At 61.9% G+C, this 23,405-nt stretch carries 22 protein-coding genes; 3 read left to right on the top strand and 19 right to left on the bottom strand.

Annotated features, from left to right (window positions below; translation table 11 throughout):
- Positions 1 to 4 precede the first annotated feature (4 nt).
- The 9 genes from B3361_RS19610 to B3361_RS19570 form a co-directional block, all read right to left on the bottom strand.
- Positions 5 to 622, bottom strand: coding sequence for an ABC-type transport auxiliary lipoprotein family protein (locus B3361_RS19610; protein WP_054904509.1), 618 nt, complete (start codon positions 620 to 622; stop codon positions 5 to 7).
- The gene (locus B3361_RS19605) at positions 619 to 1,557 is read right to left on the bottom strand and encodes an MlaD family protein (RefSeq protein WP_054904510.1); all 939 of its coding nucleotides are present in this window, start codon (positions 1,555 to 1,557) and stop codon (positions 619 to 621) included. The genes B3361_RS19610 and B3361_RS19605 overlap by 4 nt, the downstream gene beginning before the upstream one ends.
- 3 nt (positions 1,558 to 1,560) lie before the next feature.
- Positions 1,561 to 2,352, bottom strand: coding sequence for an ABC transporter ATP-binding protein (locus B3361_RS19600; protein ID WP_054904511.1), 792 nt, complete (start codon positions 2,350 to 2,352; stop codon positions 1,561 to 1,563).
- Positions 2,349 to 3,482 carry an ABC transporter permease gene (locus B3361_RS19595; protein WP_054904512.1) on the bottom strand — a complete coding sequence of 378 codons (1,134 nt, stop codon included), beginning with the start codon at positions 3,480 to 3,482 and terminating at the stop codon, positions 2,349 to 2,351. The genes B3361_RS19600 and B3361_RS19595 overlap by 4 nt, the downstream gene beginning before the upstream one ends.
- A gap of 93 nt (positions 3,483 to 3,575) precedes the next feature.
- Positions 3,576 to 4,598: a DUF5924 family protein gene (locus B3361_RS19590; protein ID WP_054904513.1), complete on the bottom strand. Its 1,023-nt coding sequence runs from the start codon at positions 4,596 to 4,598 to the stop codon at positions 3,576 to 3,578.
- Positions 4,599 to 4,753: 155 nt separating this feature from the next.
- On the bottom strand, positions 4,754 to 6,160 hold the full coding sequence (locus B3361_RS19585) for a M16 family metallopeptidase (protein ID WP_154211488.1): 1,407 nt from the start codon (positions 6,158 to 6,160) through the stop codon (positions 4,754 to 4,756).
- A 20-nt stretch (positions 6,161 to 6,180) separates the two neighbouring features.
- On the bottom strand, positions 6,181 to 7,845 hold the full coding sequence (locus B3361_RS19580) for a Na/Pi cotransporter family protein (RefSeq protein ID WP_054904515.1): 1,665 nt from the start codon (positions 7,843 to 7,845) through the stop codon (positions 6,181 to 6,183).
- A gap of 245 nt (positions 7,846 to 8,090) precedes the next feature.
- The gene (locus B3361_RS19575) at positions 8,091 to 8,861 is read right to left on the bottom strand and encodes a TerC family protein (protein ID WP_029885361.1); all 771 of its coding nucleotides are present in this window, start codon (positions 8,859 to 8,861) and stop codon (positions 8,091 to 8,093) included.
- Between the two features lie 69 nt (positions 8,862 to 8,930).
- On the bottom strand, positions 8,931 to 10,238 hold the full coding sequence (locus B3361_RS19570) for a CitMHS family transporter (RefSeq protein WP_009683564.1): 1,308 nt from the start codon (positions 10,236 to 10,238) through the stop codon (positions 8,931 to 8,933).
- A gap of 266 nt (positions 10,239 to 10,504) precedes the next feature.
- Here B3361_RS19570 and B3361_RS19565 point away from each other — a divergent pair, with 266 nt between their 5' ends.
- Positions 10,505 to 10,906, top strand: coding sequence for a GFA family protein (locus B3361_RS19565; RefSeq protein WP_054904523.1), 402 nt, complete (start codon positions 10,505 to 10,507; stop codon positions 10,904 to 10,906).
- Positions 10,907 to 10,988: 82 nt separating this feature from the next.
- Here B3361_RS19565 and B3361_RS19560 read toward each other — a convergent pair whose 3' ends face one another.
- The 10 genes from B3361_RS19560 to B3361_RS19515 form a co-directional block, all read right to left on the bottom strand.
- Positions 10,989 to 12,944, bottom strand: coding sequence for a DUF4105 domain-containing protein (locus B3361_RS19560; RefSeq protein ID WP_054904516.1), 1,956 nt, complete (start codon positions 12,942 to 12,944; stop codon positions 10,989 to 10,991).
- Positions 12,941 to 13,261 (bottom strand): DUF2388 domain-containing protein, encoded by a 321-nt coding sequence (locus B3361_RS19555; protein WP_009683561.1) that lies wholly within the window; start codon positions 13,259 to 13,261, stop codon positions 12,941 to 12,943. The genes B3361_RS19560 and B3361_RS19555 overlap by 4 nt, the downstream gene beginning before the upstream one ends.
- A 37-nt stretch (positions 13,262 to 13,298) precedes the next feature.
- Positions 13,299 to 13,592 carry a DUF2388 domain-containing protein gene (locus B3361_RS19550; protein ID WP_009683560.1) on the bottom strand — a complete coding sequence of 98 codons (294 nt, stop codon included), beginning with the start codon at positions 13,590 to 13,592 and terminating at the stop codon, positions 13,299 to 13,301.
- A gap of 86 nt (positions 13,593 to 13,678) precedes the next feature.
- On the bottom strand, positions 13,679 to 13,996 hold the full coding sequence (locus B3361_RS19545) for a DUF2388 domain-containing protein (RefSeq protein ID WP_029885365.1): 318 nt from the start codon (positions 13,994 to 13,996) through the stop codon (positions 13,679 to 13,681).
- Positions 13,997 to 14,297: 301 nt separating this feature from the next.
- On the bottom strand, positions 14,298 to 14,513 hold the full coding sequence (locus tag B3361_RS19540; RefSeq protein ID WP_054904517.1) for a DUF1127 domain-containing protein: 216 nt from the start codon (positions 14,511 to 14,513) through the stop codon (positions 14,298 to 14,300).
- A 330-nt stretch (positions 14,514 to 14,843) separates the two neighbouring features.
- On the bottom strand, positions 14,844 to 16,337 hold the full coding sequence (locus B3361_RS19535) for an acetyl-CoA hydrolase/transferase family protein (RefSeq protein WP_029885367.1): 1,494 nt from the start codon (positions 16,335 to 16,337) through the stop codon (positions 14,844 to 14,846).
- A gap of 184 nt (positions 16,338 to 16,521) precedes the next feature.
- Complete coding sequence (locus B3361_RS19530; RefSeq protein WP_009683557.1) at positions 16,522 to 17,973, bottom strand: NAD(P)(+) transhydrogenase (Re/Si-specific) subunit beta; 1,452 nt, start codon at positions 17,971 to 17,973, stop codon at positions 16,522 to 16,524.
- A gap of 2 nt (positions 17,974 to 17,975) precedes the next feature.
- The gene (locus B3361_RS19525) at positions 17,976 to 18,290 is read right to left on the bottom strand and encodes an NAD(P) transhydrogenase subunit alpha (RefSeq protein WP_003256966.1); all 315 of its coding nucleotides are present in this window, start codon (positions 18,288 to 18,290) and stop codon (positions 17,976 to 17,978) included.
- Between the two features lie 11 nt (positions 18,291 to 18,301).
- Entirely contained in the window at positions 18,302 to 19,423 is a 1,122-nt protein-coding gene (locus B3361_RS19520; protein WP_009683556.1) for a Re/Si-specific NAD(P)(+) transhydrogenase subunit alpha, read from the bottom strand.
- A 408-nt stretch (positions 19,424 to 19,831) separates the two neighbouring features.
- Entirely contained in the window at positions 19,832 to 20,746 is a 915-nt protein-coding gene (locus B3361_RS19515; protein WP_054904518.1) for a LysR family transcriptional regulator, read from the bottom strand.
- Positions 20,747 to 20,909: 163 nt separating this feature from the next.
- Here B3361_RS19515 and B3361_RS19510 point away from each other — a divergent pair, with 163 nt between their 5' ends.
- Together B3361_RS19510 and B3361_RS19505 are read left to right on the top strand one after the other, a co-directional pair.
- Positions 20,910 to 22,091, top strand: coding sequence for an acyl-CoA dehydrogenase (locus B3361_RS19510; RefSeq protein ID WP_154211486.1), 1,182 nt, complete (start codon positions 20,910 to 20,912; stop codon positions 22,089 to 22,091).
- Positions 22,092 to 22,105: 14 nt separating this feature from the next.
- Positions 22,106 to 23,326: a CaiB/BaiF CoA transferase family protein gene (locus B3361_RS19505; protein ID WP_054904520.1), complete on the top strand. Its 1,221-nt coding sequence runs from the start codon at positions 22,106 to 22,108 to the stop codon at positions 23,324 to 23,326.
- The last annotated feature ends 79 nt before the right edge of the window (positions 23,327 to 23,405 follow it).

Below are 23,405 nucleotides of genomic sequence, written 5' to 3'. Positions count from 1 at the left end.
AACACTAGCGGGTTGTGCTGCTGCCTGCCTGGGCAATCGCCCACTCGACCACCTGCCCGGTGAGTAGATCGCACGCTTGGCCAAACCCGGCCACTACCCCGGCTACTTGCTTGTCTGCCAGCGGCTGGCGGACCTCGAAGCGCTTGCTGGCGAGGATACGCTGAGTGCGGCCTTGCACCAGCCGTGCGTCATAGCGGATCACCACCTCCACGGTGCCGTCCGCGCGGTATTCGCTCTGGAACGCCTGCAACTCGCCAGCCAGCTCGTAGTCAGCCTGCAAATTGCTGTCGTCGGCGCTCAGGCGCTGCACCTGCCCGTCGCGCTGGAAGCCGTCGAGCAGCCGGTTGCGCAGCAGCATCGGGGCCGGATCGCTCCAGCGCGCGCCCTTGTAGCTGCTGACCACATTGCCCTGCGGGATGACCGCAATCCGTGGGCCGGCCAATACCTCGCTGGCCAGCGGTTTGTTCAGGCGCAATGACCAGTCCAGCGGCGGCGCGCTGCGGCTGACCTGGTTGACGGGCAAGCGATACAGGTCCACAGGCTCGCTCGTGGGCAGGATCGAGCAGGCGCTGGCCAGCCCAATCGTGACCGCCAAAGCCACTAAGCGCAGCGACGATTTCATGGCTGGAACTCCTTGTTGTTGTCGCGGCCGAGCAGGTAGCCGCTGGGGTCTGCTTCCAGTTGCCGGGAAATGCTTTTGAGTGCGTTGAGGGTTTCGCGCAGTTCGCGGATGGCCGGGGTCAGCTGGTTCAGGCCCTGGGCGCCGTCGCCGATGGCTTCGCTGTTGTCCTTCAGCAGGCTGTTGATGGTGGCAGTGCTCTGCGCCAACGACTGCATGGCTTGCTCGGCGCTGCCGATGGCCTGCTTGCCCTCGGTGCCCAGCAAGCCATTGGCATTGCGCATCAGCACCTGGGTTTCGGCCAGGGTCGCGCTGGCCTGCTTGCCTACCTGGACCAGTTGCTCGATAGCCTGGCTGATGCTGCCATGCTCCCCGGCGAAGGCGCCGGTGGTCTTGTCGAGGTTGGCCAAGGTATTGCTGAGGTGGTCGATGTTGCCCTCGGAGAACATCTGGTTGGCGTTGTGCAGCAGCAAGTTGATGTTGGTCACCAGGTCGCTGCTGTCATTGAGCAGGCGCGAGATGGGCGATGGCGAGGCGATGATCACCGGCAGCTTGCCGTCTTTGCCTTTCAGCTCGGGGCTCTGTGGGGTACCGCCGCTGAGCTGGATGAACGAGTTGCCGGTCACCCCGGCCAGGGTCAGCTTGGCCTGGGTGTCTTCTTTGACTGGGGTATCGCCGCTAAGGCGCACCCGTGCCAATACCCGACGCGGGTCTTTAGGGTCCAGGCGCAGGGTGGAAACGTCACCCACCTTGATCCCGTTGTACTGCACCGGGCTGCCACGAGACAGGCCGGAAACTGCCTCGTTGAACACGACTTCGTAGTCCTTGAACGCATCGTCGACGCTGGACTTGGTCAGCCACAGGCCGAACAGCATGGCACCGGCTACCACCAGGACGGTGACCAGGCCGATAAGAACGTGATGGGCTCGGGTTTCCATTGCTCAGCGCTCCTGGCCAGTGCGGGTGGCGGCCTGTTCGGCTGCGCGCCCGCGTGGGCCGTGAAAGTATTCTTGGACCCAGGCGTCGTTGGTCTGTTCGACCTCGGCCAATGGGCCGGCCACCAGGACCTTTTTCTGCGACAGCACGGCGATGCGGTCGGTGATGGTGTACAGGGTGTCGAGGTCGTGGGTGATCAGGAACACCGACAGGCCGAGCGCATCGCGCAGGGTGAGGATCAACTGGTCGAAGGCCGCAGCGCCGATCGGGTCCAGGCCTGCGGTCGGCTCGTCGAGGAACAGTATGTCCGGGTCCAGGGCCAGGGCCCGGGCCAGCGCTGCGCGCTTGATCATGCCCCCCGACAGAGAAGCAGGGTACTTGTCGGCCGCCGAGATCGGCAGCCCGGCCAATGCCAGCTTTACCCCGGCCAGGTGCTCGGCATCGGCGCGGGATAATCCGGCATGCTCGATCAGTGGCAGGGCAACGTTCTCGGTCACTGTCAGGGAAGAGAACAGCGCGCCCTTCTGGAACAGTACGCCAAAACGCCGTTCGACCAATGAGCGCTGCGTTTCGCGCAGGCCGGCCAGGTCCTGGCCGAACACCTTGATCTGCCCTTCGTTGGGGCGGCGCAGGCCGATGATACTGCGCAGCAGCACGGACTTGCCGCTACCAGACCCGCCCACCACGGCAAGGATCTCGCCGCGGTACAGGTCCAGGTCGAGGTTTTCATGCACCACTTGCCGGCCAAAGCGGTTACAGATGCCGCGGGCTTCGATCACGCTCTCACGTCGGTTCACCAGCCCATCTCCATGAAGAACAGCGCGGCCACCGCGTCGAGCACGATAACCACGAAGATCGACTGCACCACGGCCGAAGTCGTGTGTGCACCGACCGACTCGGCGCTGCCGCTGACCTTGAAGCCTTCCAGGCAGCCAATGGCGGCAATCAGAAAGGCAAAGAACGGCGCCTTGGCCAGGCCGACCAGAAAGTGCTGCACGCCAATATCGCTTTGCAGCAATGACAGGAACATGGCCGGCGAAATGCCCAGCGACAGGGCGCACACCACGGCCCCGCCGACGATGCCGCAAAGCATGGCGACGAACGTGAGCAGCGGCAGGGTAATCAGCAGGGCCAGCACCCGGGGTACCACCAGCAGTTCCATTGGGTTGAGGCCCAGGGTGCGGATCGCGTCTATTTCCTCATTGGCTTTCATCGAGCCGATCTGCGCGGTAAATGCGCTGGCGGTGCGGCCGGCCATGAGGATGGCGGTGAGCAACACGGCGAACTCGCGCAGGAACGAGAACGCCACCAGGTCGACGGTGAACACCGTTGCGCCGAAGTCGGCCAGCACCGTGGCGCCAAGGAAGGCCACCACGGCACCCACCAGAAAGGTCAGCAAGGCCACGATTGGCGCGGCATCCAGCCCTGTCTGTTCGATGTGGGCGACGACCGGGGTGATGCGCCAGCGGTGTGGCTGTAGGGCACGGCGTAGCAGCGTTTCGAGGATGACGCCGATGAAGCCGAGCAGTTGCATGCTGTCTTGCCACAGGGTGCCGACGGCGCAGCCTATACGCTCCAGCAGCAACAGCAGCACGTTGCGCTCGGGCTTCTTGACCGGGATGCAGTAGTCCTGGACCGATTGGTAGACATTCTTCAGCAGCGCCCGGCTGGCTTCCGGCAGGTCGTGGGTGCAGCGCGACAGGCGCTCGGTGCCGAGCAGTTCGGCCAGCAGCGACGCACCGGCCGTGTCCAGGCGCCCCAGCTGGCTGAGGTCGGCGACGGTGTCGGGGGTGTATTGCGCACGCAGCCGCTCGCTGTCGCGTTTCAGGCTGGCGTAGTGCGCCAAGGTCCAGTCACCGGCAATGCGCAGGCAGGCCGGTTGCCGGCTGGTATCCAGAGTGAGGCTGGGGGTGGTCATAGGCTCCATGCAACTGACTCGGCGCTAAGGCTCAGGGGCTGATCATAGCGCAGCAGGCCGGGGCTGTTTGGTGATTATGTGCTGTGTACCAGCAGGTATTGATTACCCGGCTGGCACATCGTCGACCACCTTGAAGCGCAGTACGCCAATCACTTGGCCATCCTCGGTCAGAACCCGCACCTGCCACCTGCCCGCCGGGTTGGGTGGGAAGTTCTGCTTGTGCGTCCAGGCCCGGTAGCCTTCCTTGCGCCCACCGTGGATGTCGAGGGCAATGCGGTCCACCTCCTGGCCGTCCTTCTGCCACACGTGGTAGATCCGCTCATTCAGGCCGCGTGGTGCGTTGATGGCGGTATAGGCGTACAAGCCGCTGCTGCGAATGCTGCTGGCGGCAATTTCGTGCAGCGACTCGCCTGGCTGGCGGTTCAGCACTTCGGTGCTCACCGCCACCTCGGTCATCCACAGGGTTGCCGGCGGTACCCAGGAGCGCAACAACCAGCCGCCAGCACCCACCGACAGCGTGACCAGCAACAAGGCCACAGCCCGGCGCCAGTTGTTGATCGGAAAACTGCTGGCCAAGCTGGGAAACGACAGCGCCATGGCGATGATCAGCGCCAGCTTGAAGCTTTGCGCGGTGGTCAGGTGGACGATGATCGGCAGCGCCGTGAGCAACGCAGCGAACAGGGTGAGGGTATGCAGCGCCAGGAACAGCCAGCGCCGCGGAGCGAGCCATTTGTAGTACAGCGGGTCGATGATCGACACCAGGCCGGCAGCGCCGAGCAGGCCGGTGAACACCAACTGGCCGCTGTTCCAGGTCGTGGTGATGAAGAAGAAGGGCAAAACGAAGAACAGTGTTTCCTGGTGGATCATCTGCGTGGCGTAGCGCAGCAGTGGCTGCGGGATTTCGCGGTTGAACGTGCGCGCGAACAGGCCGGTGAGTGTGTTTTCCAGCATCAGCCACACCCAGCTCACCAGCATCAGCACGGCAACCCAACTGGCCAGGCCGGCCTGGCGGTCGACCAGGATGAAGCTGCCGATGCCGGAAAGAAAACCCCCAAGCGCGATGATGCCGGGATAGCGTTTGAGCAGTTCGATGATGCGCTGGACGATGCGGGGGATCTGAGGCATTGGCTCTACAACAGGAGAGAGTTGGGTGGCTGTGCCGGCCGCTTCGCGGGTAAACCCGCTCCCACTGGATCACCACAGCTTCTGCAACAGTGGGGTCCCTGTAGGAGCGGGTTTACCCGCGAAGAGGCCAGTACTGGCAAAAGAATACCGCTGATTCACCGCCGGCGTGTAGCACCGCTCGGCCGCTGTGGGCCATGCCGCCGCCAGCGCAACAGCCCCGCGGCCACGATCAGCCCTACCAACAGGGCACCCAGCCCATAGAATTCGTCATAACCGAGCAGCGGCTTTTCAATGCGTACGTAGCCGTCTTCCCTGAGCAATTCCCGCATCGCCTGGTTGGCTTGCTCCAGGGTGACCTGGCGCAGTTTGCGCACCGGGTTGGTGAAGCCGCCGTCGGTGTAGTCGTTCAGCGCCCCCCAGTAGTAGTCGGCCAACGCACTGTTGCCTTGGGTGCTCCAGCTTTCCTTGGCGACGCTGGCATCCTTGATGCGGGCGAACGTATCCGGGTCCAGCCCTTCTTTGCGCAGGTGCTTGAACAACCGCTGCATGACCGCTACGGCCTTGTCGATGTCATCGCGCTCCAGGTCGGCATTGACGCTGAGCAGGCCGGTGTCACCGAAGCTTTCGCGCTGCACCGAGGGCCCATAGGACAAGCCATTGCGCAGGCGCAGCTGGTCGTAGATGGCCCAGTCCAGGTAGCGTGCCAGCAGGTCGAGGGTGGCCTGGTGGTCGTTGTCCAGTACCGGCTCGATGAAAAGCCAGTGCAGTTTCACGCTGTCACCGAGCCAGCCACGGGTCAGATCGCGACGCTGCTCGGCTTGCTGGGTGATGCTATCCAGGTTGCGGCGCTCTTCTGGCTCGGTGGCCGGCAGCTCGCCAAACGAGCGTTCCAGATAGGCTGGCAACAGGCGGTCCAGGCCACCGACCATGATCAGGGTCATGTTGTTGGCGGCGTACCAGCGGTCGCGCAGGGCCTGGACCTGTTCCAGGGTCATGTCGTCGACGTTGGAGCGCTCTGGGCACTTCAGGCCCAGCTCGGTGGCCAGTTGGTCGCTGGCGGGGTGACCGATGTCCTGGCGGTCGAGCCAGCGCTGCAGGTGGCCGTAGTGGCCGCCATCCTCGCGTTCGATGATGCGTTTGGCGGTGGCCAGGGCCTTGGCATCGATGTGGGTATCGCGGATGACCGCCAGCAACAGGTCGAGTACCTTGCGCTGGTTGCGCGCCGGTGCTTCGATGACGAAAGTGGTATCGGCACTGCTGGTAAAGGCGTTCCATTCCCCGCCCAGCGCCTGCAGGCGCTCTTCCAGGCCGCCTTCGCCGGTTTCATCGATGCCGCTGAACAGCAGGTGCTCAAGCAGGTGCGGCAGCTCTTTCTGCTCGCAATCGAAATCATCCAGCCCAACCCCGACCACCAGGCGTATCGCCACATGGTCACGCTCGTAGCCATTTTTCAGAATCACCTGCAGGCCGTTGGGCAACAGGTAGCCTTCCACCCGCGACCGGTCGAGGGCGAAAGTGGGCAGGCTGCAGATCAGGATGCAAACGAACATCAGGCAACGCATGGGCGAGCTAGGGTCCTCAGCTAGGCAGAATCATGGCTGGCTTCGTCTGGCACACTGTCGAGCATCAACCCGCCGGTGTCCGAGCCGCCCAGTACCACATAGGCACTGCTACAGAACAAAGAGTTCAAACGCTTCATGTCGGCGATCAGCTCCAAGTGTAGCGAACTGGTCTCGAGGCTTTGCATGACTTTGCGCTGCAGGCGGCTGACGTGGGCGTGGGCCAGGCGCCGCTCCTGGGCCCGGAACCGGCGTTTTTCACGCAGCAGCAAGCGGGCGCTTTCCGGGTCGGCGCTGAGGAACACCGACAAGCCCAGGCGCAGGTTGGCCAGCAATTGTTCCTGCAGGCCGGTCAGCTCTTCGAGGCCGACCTGGGAAAACTCACGGCGCTGGCTGGTCTTCTGCTGCTGGACCTTGCGCAGCATGCGTTCGATGAGGTCGCAGGCCAGCTTGAGGTTGATAGCCACTTCGATGATTTCCGCCCAGCGACGGTTGTCTTGCTCGCTGAGGTCCTCGCGTGTCATCTGCGCCAGGTACAGCTTGATCGCGCTGTACAGGGCGTCGGCATCTTCGCCCAGGGCGCGTACCTGCTGGGGCAGCGCCGTCTGGGTGCCCCGCAGGGCCCCCAGCATGGCTTCGAGCAGGCTGTCGACGATGTCGCCCAGGCGCAGGGTTTCCCGCGCGGCATTGGCCAGGGCCAGGCTGGGGGTCTCCAGTGCGGACGCGTCGAGGTGGCGCGCACGGATCTGGCCGTTGCTGTGTTCCCGCTCGGGCAGCAGCACATTGCACAACCGACCCATGGGGTTGACCGTGGGTAGCATCAGCAAGCAACGGGAGGTGTTGTAGAGCAGGTGGAAGCCGATGACCAGCTCTTGCGGGCTGAAGCTCAGCGAGTCCATCCAGCCTACCAGCGGGTGCAGTACGGGAATGATCAACACCAGGCCGATCAGCTTGTACAGCAGGCTGCCCAAGGCCACCCGGCGGCCGGCGGCGTTCTGCATGCTGGTGCTGATGAACGCCAGCAGGCCACTGCCGATGTTGGCGCCGACTACCAGGCCAATGGCCACCGGCAGGCTGATGACCTCGGCACCGGCCAGGGTCGCCGTGAGGAGAACGGCCGCCAAGCTGGAATAAGAGACCATGGCGAACGTCGCCCCGACCAGGGCATCGAGCATGATGTCGCCCGTCAGCGAGGCGAACAGTACCTTCACGCCCTGGGCATGGGTGATGGGCGCGGCGGCCTGTACGATCAGCTCCAGCGCCAGGATGATCAGGCCCAGCCCGATACCCACCCTGCCCAATTGGCCAGCCCGCGTCTGTTTGCGCGAAAGGAAGAAGATGACGCCGAGGAAGATCAACAGCGGCGACAGCCAGGATAGGTCGAACGTGAGTACCCGGGCCATCAGCGCAGTGCCGACATCGGCGCCGAGCATGATTGCCAAGGCGGGGGTCATGGCCATCAGGCCCTGGCCGACGAACGAGGTGACCAGCATGGCCGTGGCGTTGCTGCTTTGCACCATGGCAGTGACCAGAATGCCGGCAATGAATGCCAGCGGGCGCTTGTTCATGTTCTGGCCAATGATGCGCCGCAGATTCGAGCCGAATACCCGAAGGATGCCGGTGCGCACGATATGGGTGCCCCAGACCAGTAGCGTTACGGCCGAGAGCAGGTTGAGCAGGGTCAGCATGGCGAAGGCCCCCTGAAGCACAGGCCCATGGGGCCAAGGGAAGAAACGTGAGCGTTCGAATAGGTTTTCATTGCTCACTCAAAGCTTTAGCTGTTTTGCGCAGTGCTTGCCAGCTTCGCACGGTAGTCATCAATTTGAAACATACCGTGAATGAATCATTGCCGGTCTTGCAGGCGCAACGTAGCAGCCATTCAAAAATGAAAAAGGGGCCCCGTAGGGCCCCCGCTGTCCTGCACGTTCCGCTCTTACTGACCCGGAATGTCCTTGCGCAGTTTCACTGGGTCATGCTCTTTGCCGTCCTTGCGGGCCAGGGCAGTGCGCATGCGAATGTTGATGGCCTCTACCGCCAGCGAGAAGGCCATGGCGAAGTAGACGTAGCCTTTGGGCACGTGCACGTCGAACGCTTCGGCGATCAGTACGGTACCGACCACGATCAGGAACGACAGTGCGAGCATCTTCAGCGATGGGTGCTTGTCGATGAAGTTGCTGATGGCGCCGGCGCACAGCATCATCACCAGTACGGCCACGACGATGGCAGCGATCATCACTGGCACGTGGGACACCATGCCTACTGCGGTAATCACCGAGTCCAGCGAGAACACGATGTCGATGATGGCAATCTGAATGATGGTGTAGAAGAACTTGCCACCTGCGCCTTTGGGCGCTTCATCGTTTTCGTCCTCACCTTCCAGGCCGTGGTAGATCTCTTGGGAGCTTTTCCACAGCAGGAACAGGCCGCCGAAGAACAGGATCAGGTCACGCCCGGAGATGCCCTGGCCGAGCACCACGAACAGGTCGGCGGTAAGGCGCATGACCCAGGTGATCGACAACAGCAGCATGATGCGGGTGACCATGGCCAGGGCCAGGCCGAAGATCCGGGTGCGCGGCTGCATGTGCTTGGGCATGCGGCTGACCAGGATCGAGATCATGATGATGTTGTCGATCCCGAGGACGATCTCAAGCGCGGTGAGGGTAAAAAAGGCAACCCAGATTTCCGGGCTGGTCAGCCATTCCATGTTGTTTCCTTCGAGCGGTAAAGGCGACGCGCCCTGCAGGGCGCGTCGCGGTGGGGTAATACGCGTTTATTAAAGACTACTGAACAGCGGGAAAATGCCCATCAGCAGCGCGGCGAACATTATGCACAGGCACACCAGCACTGCCCACTTGAGCGTGAAGCGCTGGTGATCGCCAAACTCGATACCGGCCAGGGCTACCAGCAGGTAGGTCGAGGGCACCAGTGGGCTGAGCAGGTGTACCGGCTGGCCGACGATCGATGCGCGGGCCATTTCAACCGGGCTGATGCCGTAGTGGCTGGCGGCCTCGGCCAACACTGGCAAAACCCCGTAGTAGAACGCGTCGTTGGACATGAAGAAGGTGAACGGCATGCTCACGATTGCGGTGATCACTGCCATGTAGGGGCCCATCGCTTCAGGGATGACTGCCAGCAGGCTCTTGGACATGGCATCGACCATGCCGGTGCCCGACAGAATGCCCGTGAAGATGCCCGCGGCGAAGATCAACCCGGTGACTGCCAGCACGCTGCCGGCATGGGCGGCGATGCGGTCTTTCTGCTGTTGCAGGCAGGGGTAGTTGACGATCATGGCAATGCTGAAGGCGATCATGAACAGCACCGGCAGCGGCAGGATACCGGCGATCAGCGCGACCATCAGGGCGGCAGTCAGCGCGCCATTGAAGTACAGCAGCTTGGGGCGGCGGGCCTCAGGGAATTGCGAAACGGTGATATCGCTATGGTCGGTGTCATCGGTTGGCAGGTGCAGTTCACCCAGGCGGGCACGCTCACGCTTGCCGTACAGGTAGGCAATGGCCAGGATGGCCAGTACGCCGAACAACATGGCCGGGATCATCGGCACGAAAATGTCCGACGGGTCCACGTGCAGGGCGCTGGCGGCACGTGCGGTCGGGCCGCCCCAAGGGGTCATGTTCATCACGCCGCCGGCCAGAATGGTCAGGCCGGCCATGATTCGCGGGCTCATCCCCAGGCGGCTGTACATCGGCAGCATGGCGGCGCAGCAAATCATGTAAGTGGTGGCGCCATCACCGTCGAGCGAAACCACCAGGGCCAGTACGGCGGTACCCACCGAGACTTTCAGCGGGTCGCCCTTGACCAGCTTGAGGATCTTGCGCACGGCCGGGTCGAACAGGCCGGAGTCGATCATCAGGGCGAAATACAGGATTGCGAACATCAGCATCACGCCGGTAGGCGCGAGCTTGCTGATGCCCTCGAGCATCATCGGGCCGATCTTGGCGGAAAAACCGCCGAACACGGCGAACAGGATCGGTACCAGGATCAGCGCGATCAAGGCCGACAGGCGCTTGGTCATGATCAGGTACATGAAGGTGATGACCATGGCAAAGCCGAGGAAGGTCAGCATGGCAATACTCCAGGCGTGGCGCTACGAAAGGAACGTCGATTCGGGCGGGTCAGCGCGTTTGGCGCTGCACGGGGAGCATGCGGAGGGGGATTGCGCGAAGGCGGGCACAGGAATACATCAGGATCACCATTGTTGTTGTTGATTGGGCCGGGCGCGGTTGTTACCGGGCGCCCTGGCTGACCGGTCTTGTGCCGGTGGTGGCGCTATCCTATGAGCACAAGCTTTCAGCCAGCTTTCGCTGAAGCAAAGGCGACGAGAGGTAGATGATGCAGCATGTGACCGAGGGTGGCTGCCATTGCGGCGCGTTGCGGTATCGGCTGGCGGGTGACCTGACGGACATCGCCCACTGCCACTGCACAATCTGTCGGCGGGTAAGTGGTGGGCTGGTCGTGACCTGGCTGACCCTACCCCGCTCGGATTTCCATTGGTTAACGGGTAAGCCGAACTGCTACGTGGCCCCGCCCAGTTGCAGCCGTTACTTTTGTGGGCGGTGTGGGGCCCATGTGGCGCTGGTGACCACGCACAGTCCCGAGACCATCGATGTGACCGTGGCCACCCTCGACCACCCGGAGGGCGTGCGCGCCAACCGCCATATCTGGGTAGGCAGCCGGTTGCCTTGGCTGCACCTTGATGAGGATTTGCCGGAGGAGCACGGGGAACGCCTTTAAGATGCTGTGCTCGTGCTGCGGGCCCTGCCGCTGGCAAGCCAACTCCACTAGGTGTAAGCCGGCTCGCCGCGGATAGGCGCCGTTACAACTGCAGGCCACCTGCAGCCTTGTGCAGTGCCCGCAAATGCTCGCCTATCTGCTTCACATTGGCCTCTACCGCAGAAATTTCCCTGGCCCGCGAGGGGGCCAGCAGCGCCCTTACCTCCTTGTCCAGGTTGGTACTCAGGCGCAGCAACCTGGCCTGCCGTTCCTTGCTCTCCCGCTCCAGGTGTTCGCGTTCTTCGGGCTGCGGCAGTCCATAGCCTTTGCTGTCGAGCAATTCTGCCGGGCGGCTGAGGAAGCCGCTGTTGGCAAGCATTTGCTTGAGGGTGGCATCGGCCTTGTTGACGCTGCCATCTTTCAACGCTGCGGCATTCAGGTAGCGCTGCTTGACCTCGTCCTGGGCCAGCAACAGTTGCCGGCGCAGGCTGGCCTGCTCCAGTAGCAGCAGCGCAGCGCTGGTGCGCAGGTCGGCCTGGGCGAACCAGGGGCGACGTTGCTCGGCGCTCAAGGCCAGCCAGTCTTCTACCAGTTGCTGCTGGATCGGCAATTGCTTGCGCAGCACCTCGAACATGGCCTGGTACCGCTCGCGGTAGGAGTCGAAGCGGTAGCCCAGGCGCAGCGCCTCGCGGGGGTTGTCGAGCACGCTCGTGTCGGCCAGCCCCCTGCCCTTGAGCACGGCCAGCAAACCGTTGGGCATGATGCTGTCCAGGTCATTCAATTGCGGGTTGGCGGTGCCGCTGCGCAGCAACTTCAATGACTCTACGGCACAGTTGTTGGACAGGAACCAGTAGTTGCCGTCGTAGCTCCAGTGCATTTCGGCAGCCTGGCGCACCAGGTTTTCAATCTCTTCGCGGTTCAGCTTCAAGGGCACCGAGGCCAGGCTGCGCAGCTCTGTCTTGGTGTATTCGTCGATGACCTGGCCCAGCGGCAGCACGAACAGGCGCGATGGATAGACGCCGACCAGGCCGTCCCAGCTCGATAGCTGCACATCGTTGACGAACGCGCGGTATGACAGCACCAGGCTCTGGTCCAGGTCGAGGCGGCAGTCTGGCCCGCGGGGGCGGCCGGGTCTGCAGATGACCAGGCGCAGCATGCTGTGGCCCCAGCGGCTGACCAGGTTCTGGTTGGCTTCGGCCAGCAGGTAGTCCACTTCATAAACCCGTTCGGGGTCGATTTCGCCCAGTGGCTGGCGGGCGAAGTCGCTACCGGCATTGATGAATGGCAAGCCCCTGGCGCAAGTGTTCTGTGGCGGTGCCCAGCCGAAATGCTCATGCAGGTACTGGTTGAGCGCCGGGCGGCGACAACCGTAGCTCGGGTCCAGGAGGAAGTACTCCATGTTCACCGCGAGGTATTCCTTGGGGCTGCTGAGTTCATAGCTGTCGGGGCTGCGCACGAACTGGCCGTTGTGCTGCTCACGCTCACCCCGGCGGCCCACGTATTGCGGCCAGCCGGCCAGGTCAAGCAGGCGTGGGTCATCGCTCAGGGTGAAGCGGCGCTCAGCCTGGCCGCGGCATTCCTCAGGCAGGCCGATTTTGCCCACGGTGCCCTGTTGGCGTTTACAGCGGGCAATCAGCGATCTTTCACGGCTGGGCCATAGGCGCGCACGGTCGTAGATGTGGCTGAGTTCGTGCAGGACAGTGGCCAGTAGCTCTTGTCGCACGGTGCCATGAGGGCGGTTGGTGCGCTCAATGGCGGCACTGCCATCGGTGAGCCCGGGCAGCAGGCGACGGTTGAGCTGAAGCGTGGACACCAGTGTGGCCTGCCCATAGGCGTCGGCTGGCATGTTGTCGCTCCAGCTCACCTGCACGCGGCGGTCGAGTTGCTGCTTGAAGCGCGGGGGCAGCTTGGCCATGGCCTCGTCAAGCAGGGCCTGGCTGGCTTGAGTCTGCTGTGGGTCGAGGCCGGACGACTGCAGCTCGAGCTGCAGGCCGGCCAGGGCGGGCGTGCCGAGCAGCGTCAGGGCGCAGCCGAGCAGCCAGGCACGCACGGGCTTCACAGTGCGAGGATGGCTTCGGCCAATACCTGGTCGCTGGCGCCGCGTGCTTCCGGAACGCGCTCGCGCAGGGTGGTGAGGGCAGCTTCGAGCTGCGCGCCACGGATGTCCCCGTTGCTGGCCACGAAGCTGGCAGCGTCGTCGTGGGCTTCGCGTACCACTTTCGAGTCGCGGATCGAAGTGGTGGTGTCCGAGGTGAAGTCGATCGAGCGGCCAAAGGCACGCACGATGATGTTGCTGGTGGCCACCAGGGTCTGTGCCTGGGCCAGGTCAGCCAGCAGCAACATGCCGAGGGTAGCGGCAATCAGCGGTTTACGCATGGAGCATCTCCGAAAAATTACAGGGAGTCAGATGTAGTCATTGGACGAGAATTGCTTGCGCCAGTTCCAGATCGCCAACGCCCTGCCGTGCGCAATTATGGCGTAATGATTCCAGGGCAGCTTCCAGCCGAGCACCGCGGATCTGGCCATGGGTGGCGACGAATACCGCGGCATCGTCACGGGCCTCACGCACCAATTTGCGATCAAAGGGTGCAGTGGTGACCTGGCTGGTGGCGTAGGCTGAGATCACCAGGCCTTGGGTAGTGGTGTCCATGGCATGGGCGCTGGCCATGCCGGCAAGGGAAAACAGCAGCGGCAACAGATAACGCATGGGCTCTACGACAACTGGAAGTAAGGGTGGCGAGGGCTGGCCTGGCTGTACGGGGCACCCGGCACAGCCTGGGCGCTTGCCGGCGCTTAGATTGCCAGAATGGCCTGGGCCAGTTCGGCGTCGCTGGCCTGCAGGCTTGGCATTTGTGCGCGGATGTGCCGGAACGCGCTTTCCAGCTTGGCACCGCGGATATCGCCTTGGCTGCCTACGAAGCTGGCAGCGTCGTCACGGGCGGCCTGGACGATTTTATCGTCACGGAACGACGAAGAAACATCCGAGGTGGCGTCGGTGGACGCAGCTACTGCCCCTACTACAGCGTCAGTGGTGACGACGAAACTGGTGGCGTTTGCGGTGCCAGCCAGGCTCAGCATAAGAGCGGCGCCAATCAGATATTTACGGGACATTTCGTGCACTCCTGAACTCGGGTCGGGTGGTTCTGCTTATCGGACGCTCGCATTGCTGGTCGCGGTACTTATGACAGTGGTTTCTACCAGACTGCCAAGCCAAGCGTATCACGCGCGGGTGTTTCCAGATGTTAACGAAGAACGGGCCGTCAACTGTATCGGTTTGGATTTGTACTACACAAACTGTATCTGTTCAGCGCTTGGCGCTGACCTCTGCATGCCACAAACAAAAAACCCGTCGCAGTTGCCTGCAACGGGTTTCAGGAATTCGCGGTGCCGGCCGAAGCCGGCAAGCCGGTGCTTAGCGCCAGAAAGGCTTGCTCAGCTCTTCGTAACGCTGCGACTCGCTGATGCCAGCGTCGGCCAGCAGGCGAGCGTCCAGGCGAGCCAGTTGACGGCGGCTTGCCATGCGGCGCTGCCACAGCACCAGAGTGGACAGTGCGCGCAGCGGCAGCGATGCGTTGGATTGCTGGGCATTGCTTTCAAAAACCAGACCGGAACTGAGGGTACGTTCCATGATGCTTCATCCTTCCGCTTATGGCGGGATTAGGTAGTGATTTAACTGATGCCAATGATCCTCCTCTCTTGTCCAGAACAGTAGATACAGTTCATGCGAAAGACGATGGCTCAGTTAACTGTGTAACCCTACTGTTGCACTCGAAACAGGCGAAACTGTACTGGTCTGCATCTTTATGGTGCATTTTTGGTATGTGGCGATGTTCTGCAGGCTTGAAAGAAGCCTAGGACAGGTACAGTAGTACAGTTCTTGATATTCTTGGGTCTGGACGTGAAACGCGAATGGGCTGGAACAGCAGAAGCGGGGCTGCTGTTCCATGCCGCCGCTGGATCAGCTCGCTTGCATGCGGCCGGTTTCTTCCAGGTTCTCGTGCCAGCTCAGCGCTTCGCGCAGGATATGTGGCGTATGGCCGCCACGTTGGCAGGCGCGCTCGAAGTAATCGTTCAGTGCCGCGCGGTAGTCTGGGTGCACACAGTTGTCGATGATCACGCGTGCCCGCTCGCGCGGGGCCAGGCCACGCAGGTCGGCCAAACCTTGTTCGGTGACCAGGATGTCCACGTCGTGTTCGGTATGGTCCACATGGCTGACCATTGGCACCACACTGGAAATTGCACCGCCTTTGGCAATCGACTTGGTAACGAATACAGCAAGGTGGGCGTTACGGGCGAAGTCACCCGAGCCACCGATCCCGTTCATCATCCTGGTGCCACACACGTGGGTGGAATTGACGTTGCCGTAGATGTCGAACTCCAGCGCGGTATTGATACCGATGATGCCCAAGCGCCGCACGACCTCCGGATGGTTGGAGATTTCCTGCGGGCGCAGTACGAGCTTGTCCTTGTAGCGTTCGAGGTTACCGAATACATCGGCATTGCGGCGGGTCGACAGGGTGATGGAGCTGCCCGATGCAAAGCGCAGCTTGCCGGCGTCGATCAGGTCGAAGGTCGAGTCCTGCAGCACTTCGGAGTACATGGTCAGGTCTTCGAAGGGCGACTCGATCAAGCCGCACATCACGGCGTTGGCAATGCTACCGATGCCGGCCTGCAGTGGGCCGAGCTTGTTGGTCATGCGGCCAGCTTCCACTTCCTTCTTCAGGAAGTTGATCAGGTGGTTGGCGATACCCTGGGTTTCGTCATCTGGCGGCAACACGGTAGATGGCGAGTCCGGTTGGTCGCTGATGACGATACCCACGATCTTCGCCGGGTCGATCGGGATGGCGGTGCTGCCGATACGATCGTCGACCTTGACCAGCGGAATGGGCGTGCGGGTCGGGCGATAGGTGGGGATATAGATGTCGTGCAAACCTTCGAGGTTGGTGTTGTGCGAGAGGTTGATCTCGACAATCACCTGCTTGGCGAAGATGGCGAAACTGGCCGAGTTACCCACCGATGTAGTAGGTACGATGTGGCCCTGCTCAGTGATGGCCACGGCTTCGATGACCGCGATGTCCGGCAGCTTCAATTGCTGGTTGCGCAGTTGTTCGACGGTTTCCGACAGGTGCTGGTCGATGAACATCACCTTGCCGTCGTTGATGGCCTTGCGCAGGGTGCTGTCTACCTGGAAAGGCATGCGGCGGGCCAATACACCGGCCTCGGTCAGTTGCTTGTCCAGGTCGTTGCCCAGGCTGGCGCCGGTCATCAGGCTGATCTTCAGTGGCGACTGTTTGGCACGTTCGGCCAGTGCATGCGGGACGGCCTTGGCCTCACCGGCGCGGGTAAAGCCGCTCATGCCGACAGTCATGCCGTCCTCGATCAGACCAGCGGCATCAGCCGCACTCATTACCTTGCTGTGCAGAGAGGACAAGCGGATACGGTCACGGTACATGGATTGTTATCTCGGGCTGCTGAAACTACTGCAGCGCAGTCTAGAGATTTCGCCCATTGCCGTCCCACGACCATGGTCGTATGAGAAGCCTCTCGGTAGAGCCGTTGATCCGGATCAATAAAAAGAAAGCCCCGGTAGATGCTTACCGGGGCTTCCTTTATATCGGCGGGTTTGCTGCGGCGCTTTATTCCACAGCCTTGACCATGTCTTCGATGACCTTCTTGGCGTCACCGAATACCATCATGGTTTTGTCCAGGTAGAACAGTTCGTTATCCAGGCCGGCGTAGCCACTGGCCATCGAGCGCTTGTTGACGATGATGGTCTTGGCCTTGAACGCTTCGAGAATCGGCATGCCGGCAATGGGCGACTTGGGATCGTTTTTTGCCGCCGGGTTGACCACGTCGTTGGCGCCCAGCACCAGTACCACGTCGGCCTGGCCAAACTCGGCGTTGATGTCTTCCATCTCGAAGACCTGGTCGTAAGGGACTTCGGCTTCGGCCAGCAGCACGTTCATATGCCCAGGCATACGCCCCGCAACCGGGTGAATCGCGTACTTCACGGTTACACCGTTGTGGGTCAGCTTTTCGGTCAGTTCCTTGAGTGCATGCTGGGCACGGGCCACCGCCAGGCCATAGCCCGGAACGATGATCACGCTGTCGGCATTGCTCAACAGGAAGGTGGCATCGTCAGCCGAGCCGGACTTGACCGGGCGCTGCTCTTGCGAGCCTTGCGCCGCCCCCGCGTCGGTGTCGCCACCAAAGCCGCCGAGGATGACGTTGAAGAACGAACGGTTCATCGCCTTGCACATGATGTACGACAGGATGGCGCCAGAAGAGCCCACCAACGAGCCCGCGATGATCAGCATCGAGTTGTTCAGCGAGAAGCCGATACCCGCAGCTGCCCAACCCGAGTAGCTGTTGAGCATTGAAACAACCACCGGCATGTCGGCGCCGCCAATCGGAATGATGATCAGCACACCCATGACAAAGGCCAAGGCCAGCATCAGGGTGAAGGCACTGTAATGGCCGGTGAACGTGAACAGCAGGCCCAAGGCGATGGTGGTCAGGCCCAGGATCAGATTGAGCTTGTGCTGACCGGCGAACTGTACGGGTGCGCCCTGGAAGAGGCGGAATTTGTATTTGCCCGACAGCTTGCCGAAAGCGATCACCGAGCCAGAGAAGGTAATGGCACCAATGGCTGCGCCGAGGAACAGTTCCAGGCGGTTACCGGTAGGGATCGGGTCGCTGATGGCTGCAACGATGCCCATCGACTGCGGTTCGAGCACTGCGGCGATGGCGATGAACACCGCAGCCAGGCCGATCATGCTGTGCATGAAGGCGACCAGCTCGGGCATCTTGGTCATCTCGACCCGCTTGGCCATGATCGAACCGGCGGTACCACCGACCAGCAGGCCGACCAGTACGTAACCGATGCCGGTCGTAGCCCCACCGTTGCCGATGGAGAGCGCCGCGAGCTTGTAGATGAGGCCAACCGTAGTGAGGATGGCGATGCCCATGCCGATCATGCCGAACAGGTTGCCGCGCCGCGAGGTTGTCGGGTGCGACAGGCCCTTGAGCGCCTGGATGAAGCACACCGAGGCGACGAGGTAGAGGAGCGTTACCAGATTCATGCTCATGCTTACTTCTGCGCCTCGTTCTTGGTTTTCTTCTTGAACATTTCCAGCATGCGGCGGGTGACCAGGAAGCCACCGAACACATTGACTGCGGCCAGGGCCACCGCCAGGGTGCCCATCAGTTTGCCGGCAGGGGTCACGGTCAGGGCGGCGGCCAGCATGGCACCGACGATGACGATCGCCGAGATGGCATTGGTGACCGCCATGAGTGGGGTGTGCAGCGCCGGGGTGACGTTCCACACCACGTGGTAGCCCACATAAATGGCCAGCACGAAGATGATCAGGTTGTAGATGCCGTGGGAAATCAGCATGTCTTCCATTGTCGTGCTCCTTAGCCGTTCTTGCGGACGACCTGGCCATCGCGGCACATCAGGCAGGCCGCGACGATGTCGTCTTCGAGGTTGATGGTCAGTGCGCCGTCCTTGTCGAACAGCAGCTTCATGAAGTCCAGCAGGTTGCGCGCATACAGCGCCGAGGCATCGGCGCCGACCTGGGCCGGCAGGTTGGTAGGGCCGACGATGGTCACGCCATGCGCCTGAACGACCTGGTCCGCCACGGTCAGCGGGCAGTTGCCGCCTTGGGCCGCGGCCAGGTCGATGACGACCGAGCCAGGCTTCATCTGGGCCACTGTTTCGGCACTGAGCAGGGTTGGCGCCTTGCGGCCAGGGATCAATGCGGTGGTGATGACGATATCCGCCTGCTTGGCGCGCTCGTGCACGGCCTGGGCCTGGCGTTGCATCCAACTGGCTGGCATCGGCCGGGCATAGCCGCCGACGCCTTCGGCGCACGCCCGTTCTTCGTCGGTCTCGTAGGGGACGTCGATGAACTTGGCGCCCAGCGACTCGATCTGCTCCTTCACCGCCGGGCGTACGTCGGACGCCTCGATCACTGCGCCCAGGCGCTTGGCCGTGGCGATGGCCTGCAGGCCGGCAACGCCCGCACCCAGGATCAGTACCCGGGCGGCTTTGACCGTACCGGCGGCGGTCATCAGCATGGGCATGAAGCGTGGGTAGTGATGGGCAGCCAGCAGCACGGCCTTGTAACCGGCAATGTTCGCCTGTGACGACAGCACGTCCAGGCTCTGCGCCCTTGACGTGCGGGGCGCGGCCTCCAGCGCGAAGGCGGTGATCCCGCGTTCGGCCATCTTGCCGATCAGTTCGCTGTTGAAGGGGTTGAGCATACCTACCAGCAGGCTGCCGCTGTTGATCAGGGCCAGTTCCTGGTCGTTGGGCGCGACCACCTTCAGGACCAGTTGGGCGCCGTATGCATCGGCTGCGGTCCCCAGGGAAGCACCCACGGCCTCATAGGCACTGTCCGGAATGGCGGCGTTGAGCCCTGCCCCCCGTTGAACGGTGACCTGATGGCCCTGGCCAATCAGTTTCTTGATGGTTTCGGGGGTCGCAGCGACCCTTGTCTCACCGGTCTGCGTCTCGAGAGGAACACCAATGTGCACGACTATTTCTCCTGCGGTGACCTTTGTTTTTGTCAAAGCCAGCGCACTGCGAATGGTGTGCTGGGTGGCTGTGGAGCGCCATCCCGCCGGATCCTGGGCGGGCGAAGCATTTTGCAGACGAACCCATAGGGCTTCAACCGGTTCTGGAGCGAAACGAAGTTAAAACTACAAGTCACCCTGTGACCGCTTGTCGCACGCATAAGGTCGCAGCCCATCAACTACGGGCTTTTGCCAGATTAGGAGGAAAAAACAAAAAAATTTTGGCCAGTTCGCTGATGGCTTGTTCGATGTCGCAAAATAACCCGCAAAGCCCCGTAGTCAGGACGGTTAGCGGGTATTTTTGTGCGTACGTAACAGTTTACGAATATGCGACAAATATATATATCTGTAGGTGTTAAAAATAATTGACTACGGGGTCAGGTTGTCCCGTTCCTGGGCATATGCCTGCGCTTGGCTCACCAGCCAGTCACGGAATGCGCGCAGAGATGCGGACTCCACCTTGCGTTCTGGAATCATCAGATAGTAGGCCTTGTCGCTAGTCAGGACGTGTCTGTTAGCGACTACCAGCCTACCCTCCTGCAACTCGCGCTGGATCAGAAACGGCGGTATCAGCGCGACGCCCATCTCGTGCATGGCCGCTTGGGCAAGCATCGAAAACAGCTCATAGCGTGGGCCGGTCATGTCACGTTCCACATTCATGGCCACGCTTGCGAACCATTGCCGCCACGCGTACGGCCGCGTGCTCTGCTGCAACAGTGGCAGCTCAGCGATGTGCCGTGCTTCGAGCGTGCCTTGCCCGCCCAGCAGTGCCGGGCTGCATACGGGTAACGGGTTTTCCCCCATCAGCCGCTGCGACTGTGTGCCAGACCAGTCGCCATCACCAAAATAGATGGCGGCATCGAATGTTGTGTCCGCGAACAGAAATGGCCGGGTGCGGTTGGTGAGGTTCACGGTGACCTCCGGGTGGCGCTGCTGGAAGTCTTTGAGGCGCGGTAGCAGCCATTGGGTACCGAAGGTCGGTACTACTGCCAGTTCGATCACGCTGGCGCCCTGCTGTCGCATCACTGACAAGGTGTCGCGCTCCACTGCGTCCAGTTGCGCGGCAACCTGTCGGCTGTACGACAGGCCCGCCTCGGTCAGCTTCACACCACGGCGCGAGCGGCGGAACAACTCTACGTTAAGGAACGTTTCCAGGCTGGCAATCTGTCTGCAGACGGCGCCTTGGGTCAGGGAAAGCTCCTGGGCGGCCTTGGTGAAGCTCTGGTGACGTGCAGCGGCCTCGAAGCAAACCAATGCAGAGGTGCTGGGGATCTTGCGTCGCATGTACGTCAACCTCACTCGTAAGGCCGAAAATGTGGCGGGGTTCTGATTTTCGAAGTGACAAAATATCACTATATGGTGCGCAATCCTCGTTTGTATCAGCGGGCAATCAGTCCTAGGCTCAAAGGCACATAAAAACTCCGCCCCCTTCTCGAGGATTCCGCTCATGGCTGGTGAAGCAAGCTTCAACTGGATCGATCCACTGCTGCTGGATCAGCAGCTCACTGAAGAAGAGCGCATGGTGCGTGACAGCGCTTATCAGTTCGCCCAGGGCAAGCTGGCCCCGCGTGTACTCGAGGCGTTTCGTCATGAGCAGACCGACCCGGCGATTTTTCGCGAAATGGGGGAAGTGGGCCTGCTGGGTGCGACCATCCCCGAGCAATACGGCGGCAGTGGCTTGAACTATGTGTGCTATGGCCTGATTGCCCGCGAAGTGGAGCGCATCGACTCCGGTTATCGCTCGATGATGAGCGTTCAGTCTTCGCTGGTGATGGTGCCGATCAACGAATTTGGCACCGAAGCCCAGAAACAGAAGTACTTGCCCAAGTTGGCGAGTGGGGAATGGATCGGTTGCTTCGGTTTGACCGAGCCTAACCATGGCTCTGACCCGGGCTCGATGATTACCCGGGCCAAGAAGGTCGAGGGCGGTTATCGCCTGAGCGGCAGCAAAATGTGGATCACCAACAGCCCGATCGCTGACGTATTCGTGGTCTGGGCCAAGGATGACGCCGGAGATATCCGTGGCTTCGTCCTGGAAAAGGGCTGGCAGGGCCTGAGTGCGCCTGCAATTCATGGCAAGGTCGGTCTGCGCGCGTCGATTACCGGCGAGATCGTCATGGATAATGTGTTTGTGCCGGAAGAGAACATCTTCCCCGATGTGCGTGGCCTCAAAGGTCCGTTCACTTGCCTGAATTCGGCCCGTTACGGCATTTCCTGGGGGGCGCTGGGTGCTGCAGAGGCCTGCTGGCACACCGCCCGCCAATACACGCTGGACCGTCAGCAGTTCGGTCGCCCACTTGCTGCAAACCAGCTGATCCAGAAAAAGCTGGCCGACATGCAGACCGAGATCACGCTGGCGCTGCAAGGCTGCCTGCGCCTTGGGCGAATGAAGGACGAAGGCACCGCGGCGGTGGAAATTACCTCGATCATGAAGCGCAACTCCTGCGGCAAGGCGCTGGATATCGCACGCATGGCGCGCGACATGCTTGGTGGTAACGGGATTTCCGACGAGTTCGGTGTCGCCCGTCATCTGGTCAACCTGGAGGTGGTCAACACCTATGAAGGTACGCACGACGTGCATGCGCTGATCCTGGGCCGCGCGCAAACCGGTATCCAGGCTTTCTATTGATAAGGAGCCAGTCCATGGGCGCGTTATCACATCTGCGGGTGCTGGACCTGTCGCGCGTGTTGGCCGGTCCGTGGTCTGGCCAGATCCTCGCTGACCTGGGGGCTGACGTGATCAAGGTCGAGCGGCCGGGCAGTGGGGACGATACCCGCTCCTGGGGGCCGCCCTTCCTTAAAGGTGCCAATGGCGAGAACACGAGCGAGGCGGCTTATTATCTGTCGGCCAACCGCAATAAGCGGTCGGTGACGATCGATTTCACGCGGCCCGAGGGCCAGCGCCTGGTGCGTGAGCTGGCGGCGAAGTGCGATATCGTCATCGAGAACTTCAAGGTGGGTGGGCTGGCGGCCTATGGGCTGGATTACCAGAGCCTCAAGGCCGACAATCCGCGGCTTATCTATTGCTCCATTACCGGTTTCGGGCAGACCGGGCCTTATGCCCGGCGCGCTGGCTATGACTTCATGATCCAGGGGCTAGGTGGGCTGATGAGCCTGACGGGGCGCCCGGAAGGTGAGGAAGGCGCAGGCCCGGTCAAGGTGGGTGTCGCCCTTACCGACATTCTGACCGGGCTGTACTCAACGGTGGCCATGTTGGCTGCCCTCGCCCACCGTGACCAGACTGGGGTCGGTCAGCACGTCGACATGGCGCTGCTGGATGTGCAGGTGGCTTGCCTGGCGAACCAGGCAATGAACTACCTGACCACGGGCACGGCGCCCCGTCGCCTGGGCAATGCGCACCCCAACATCGTGCCTTATCAGGATTTTCCGACGGCGGATGGCGATTTCATTCTTACCGTGGGCAACGACAGCCAGTTCCGCAAGTTCGCCGAGGTGGCCGGGCAGCCTCAATGGGCGACTGACCCTCGCTTTGCCACCAACAAGCTGCGTGTGGCCAACCGGGCTGAGCTGATTCCATTGATTCGCCAGGCCACCGTGTTCAAGACCACGGCCGAATGGGTGAGCAAGCTGGAGGCAGCGGGTGTGCCGTGTGGGCCAATCAATGATCTTGCCCAGGTGTTCCGCGACCCCCAAGTGCTGGCTCGCGGGCTGGCGGTCAGTATCCCGCATGCGTTGGCAGGCAATGTGCCGCAGGTGGCGAGCCCGATACGTTTGTCGGCGACGCCTGTCGAGTATCGGCTGGCGCCGCCTATGTTGGGTGAGCATACCGAGGTGGTGCTTGAGGAGGTGTTAGGGCTAGGAGCGGAAGAAGTGCGCCAGTTGCGCAGCGTTGGCGTGTTGTAGGGAATGCTGGTCTAGCTATATAGCGGGGAGGCCGCCAGGCCTCCCCGCTTTGCTTTTTAAGCGCCCTGAAAGTTTATTT

It is taken from the genome of Pseudomonas sp. UBA6699 (genome assembly GCF_002454615.1).
Taxonomy (GTDB): Bacteria; Pseudomonadota; Gammaproteobacteria; order Pseudomonadales; family Pseudomonadaceae; genus Aquipseudomonas; species Aquipseudomonas juntendi.
The sequence above is the reverse complement of the archived record's forward strand: the minus strand, read 5'-3'. Positions and strand labels throughout refer to the sequence as shown.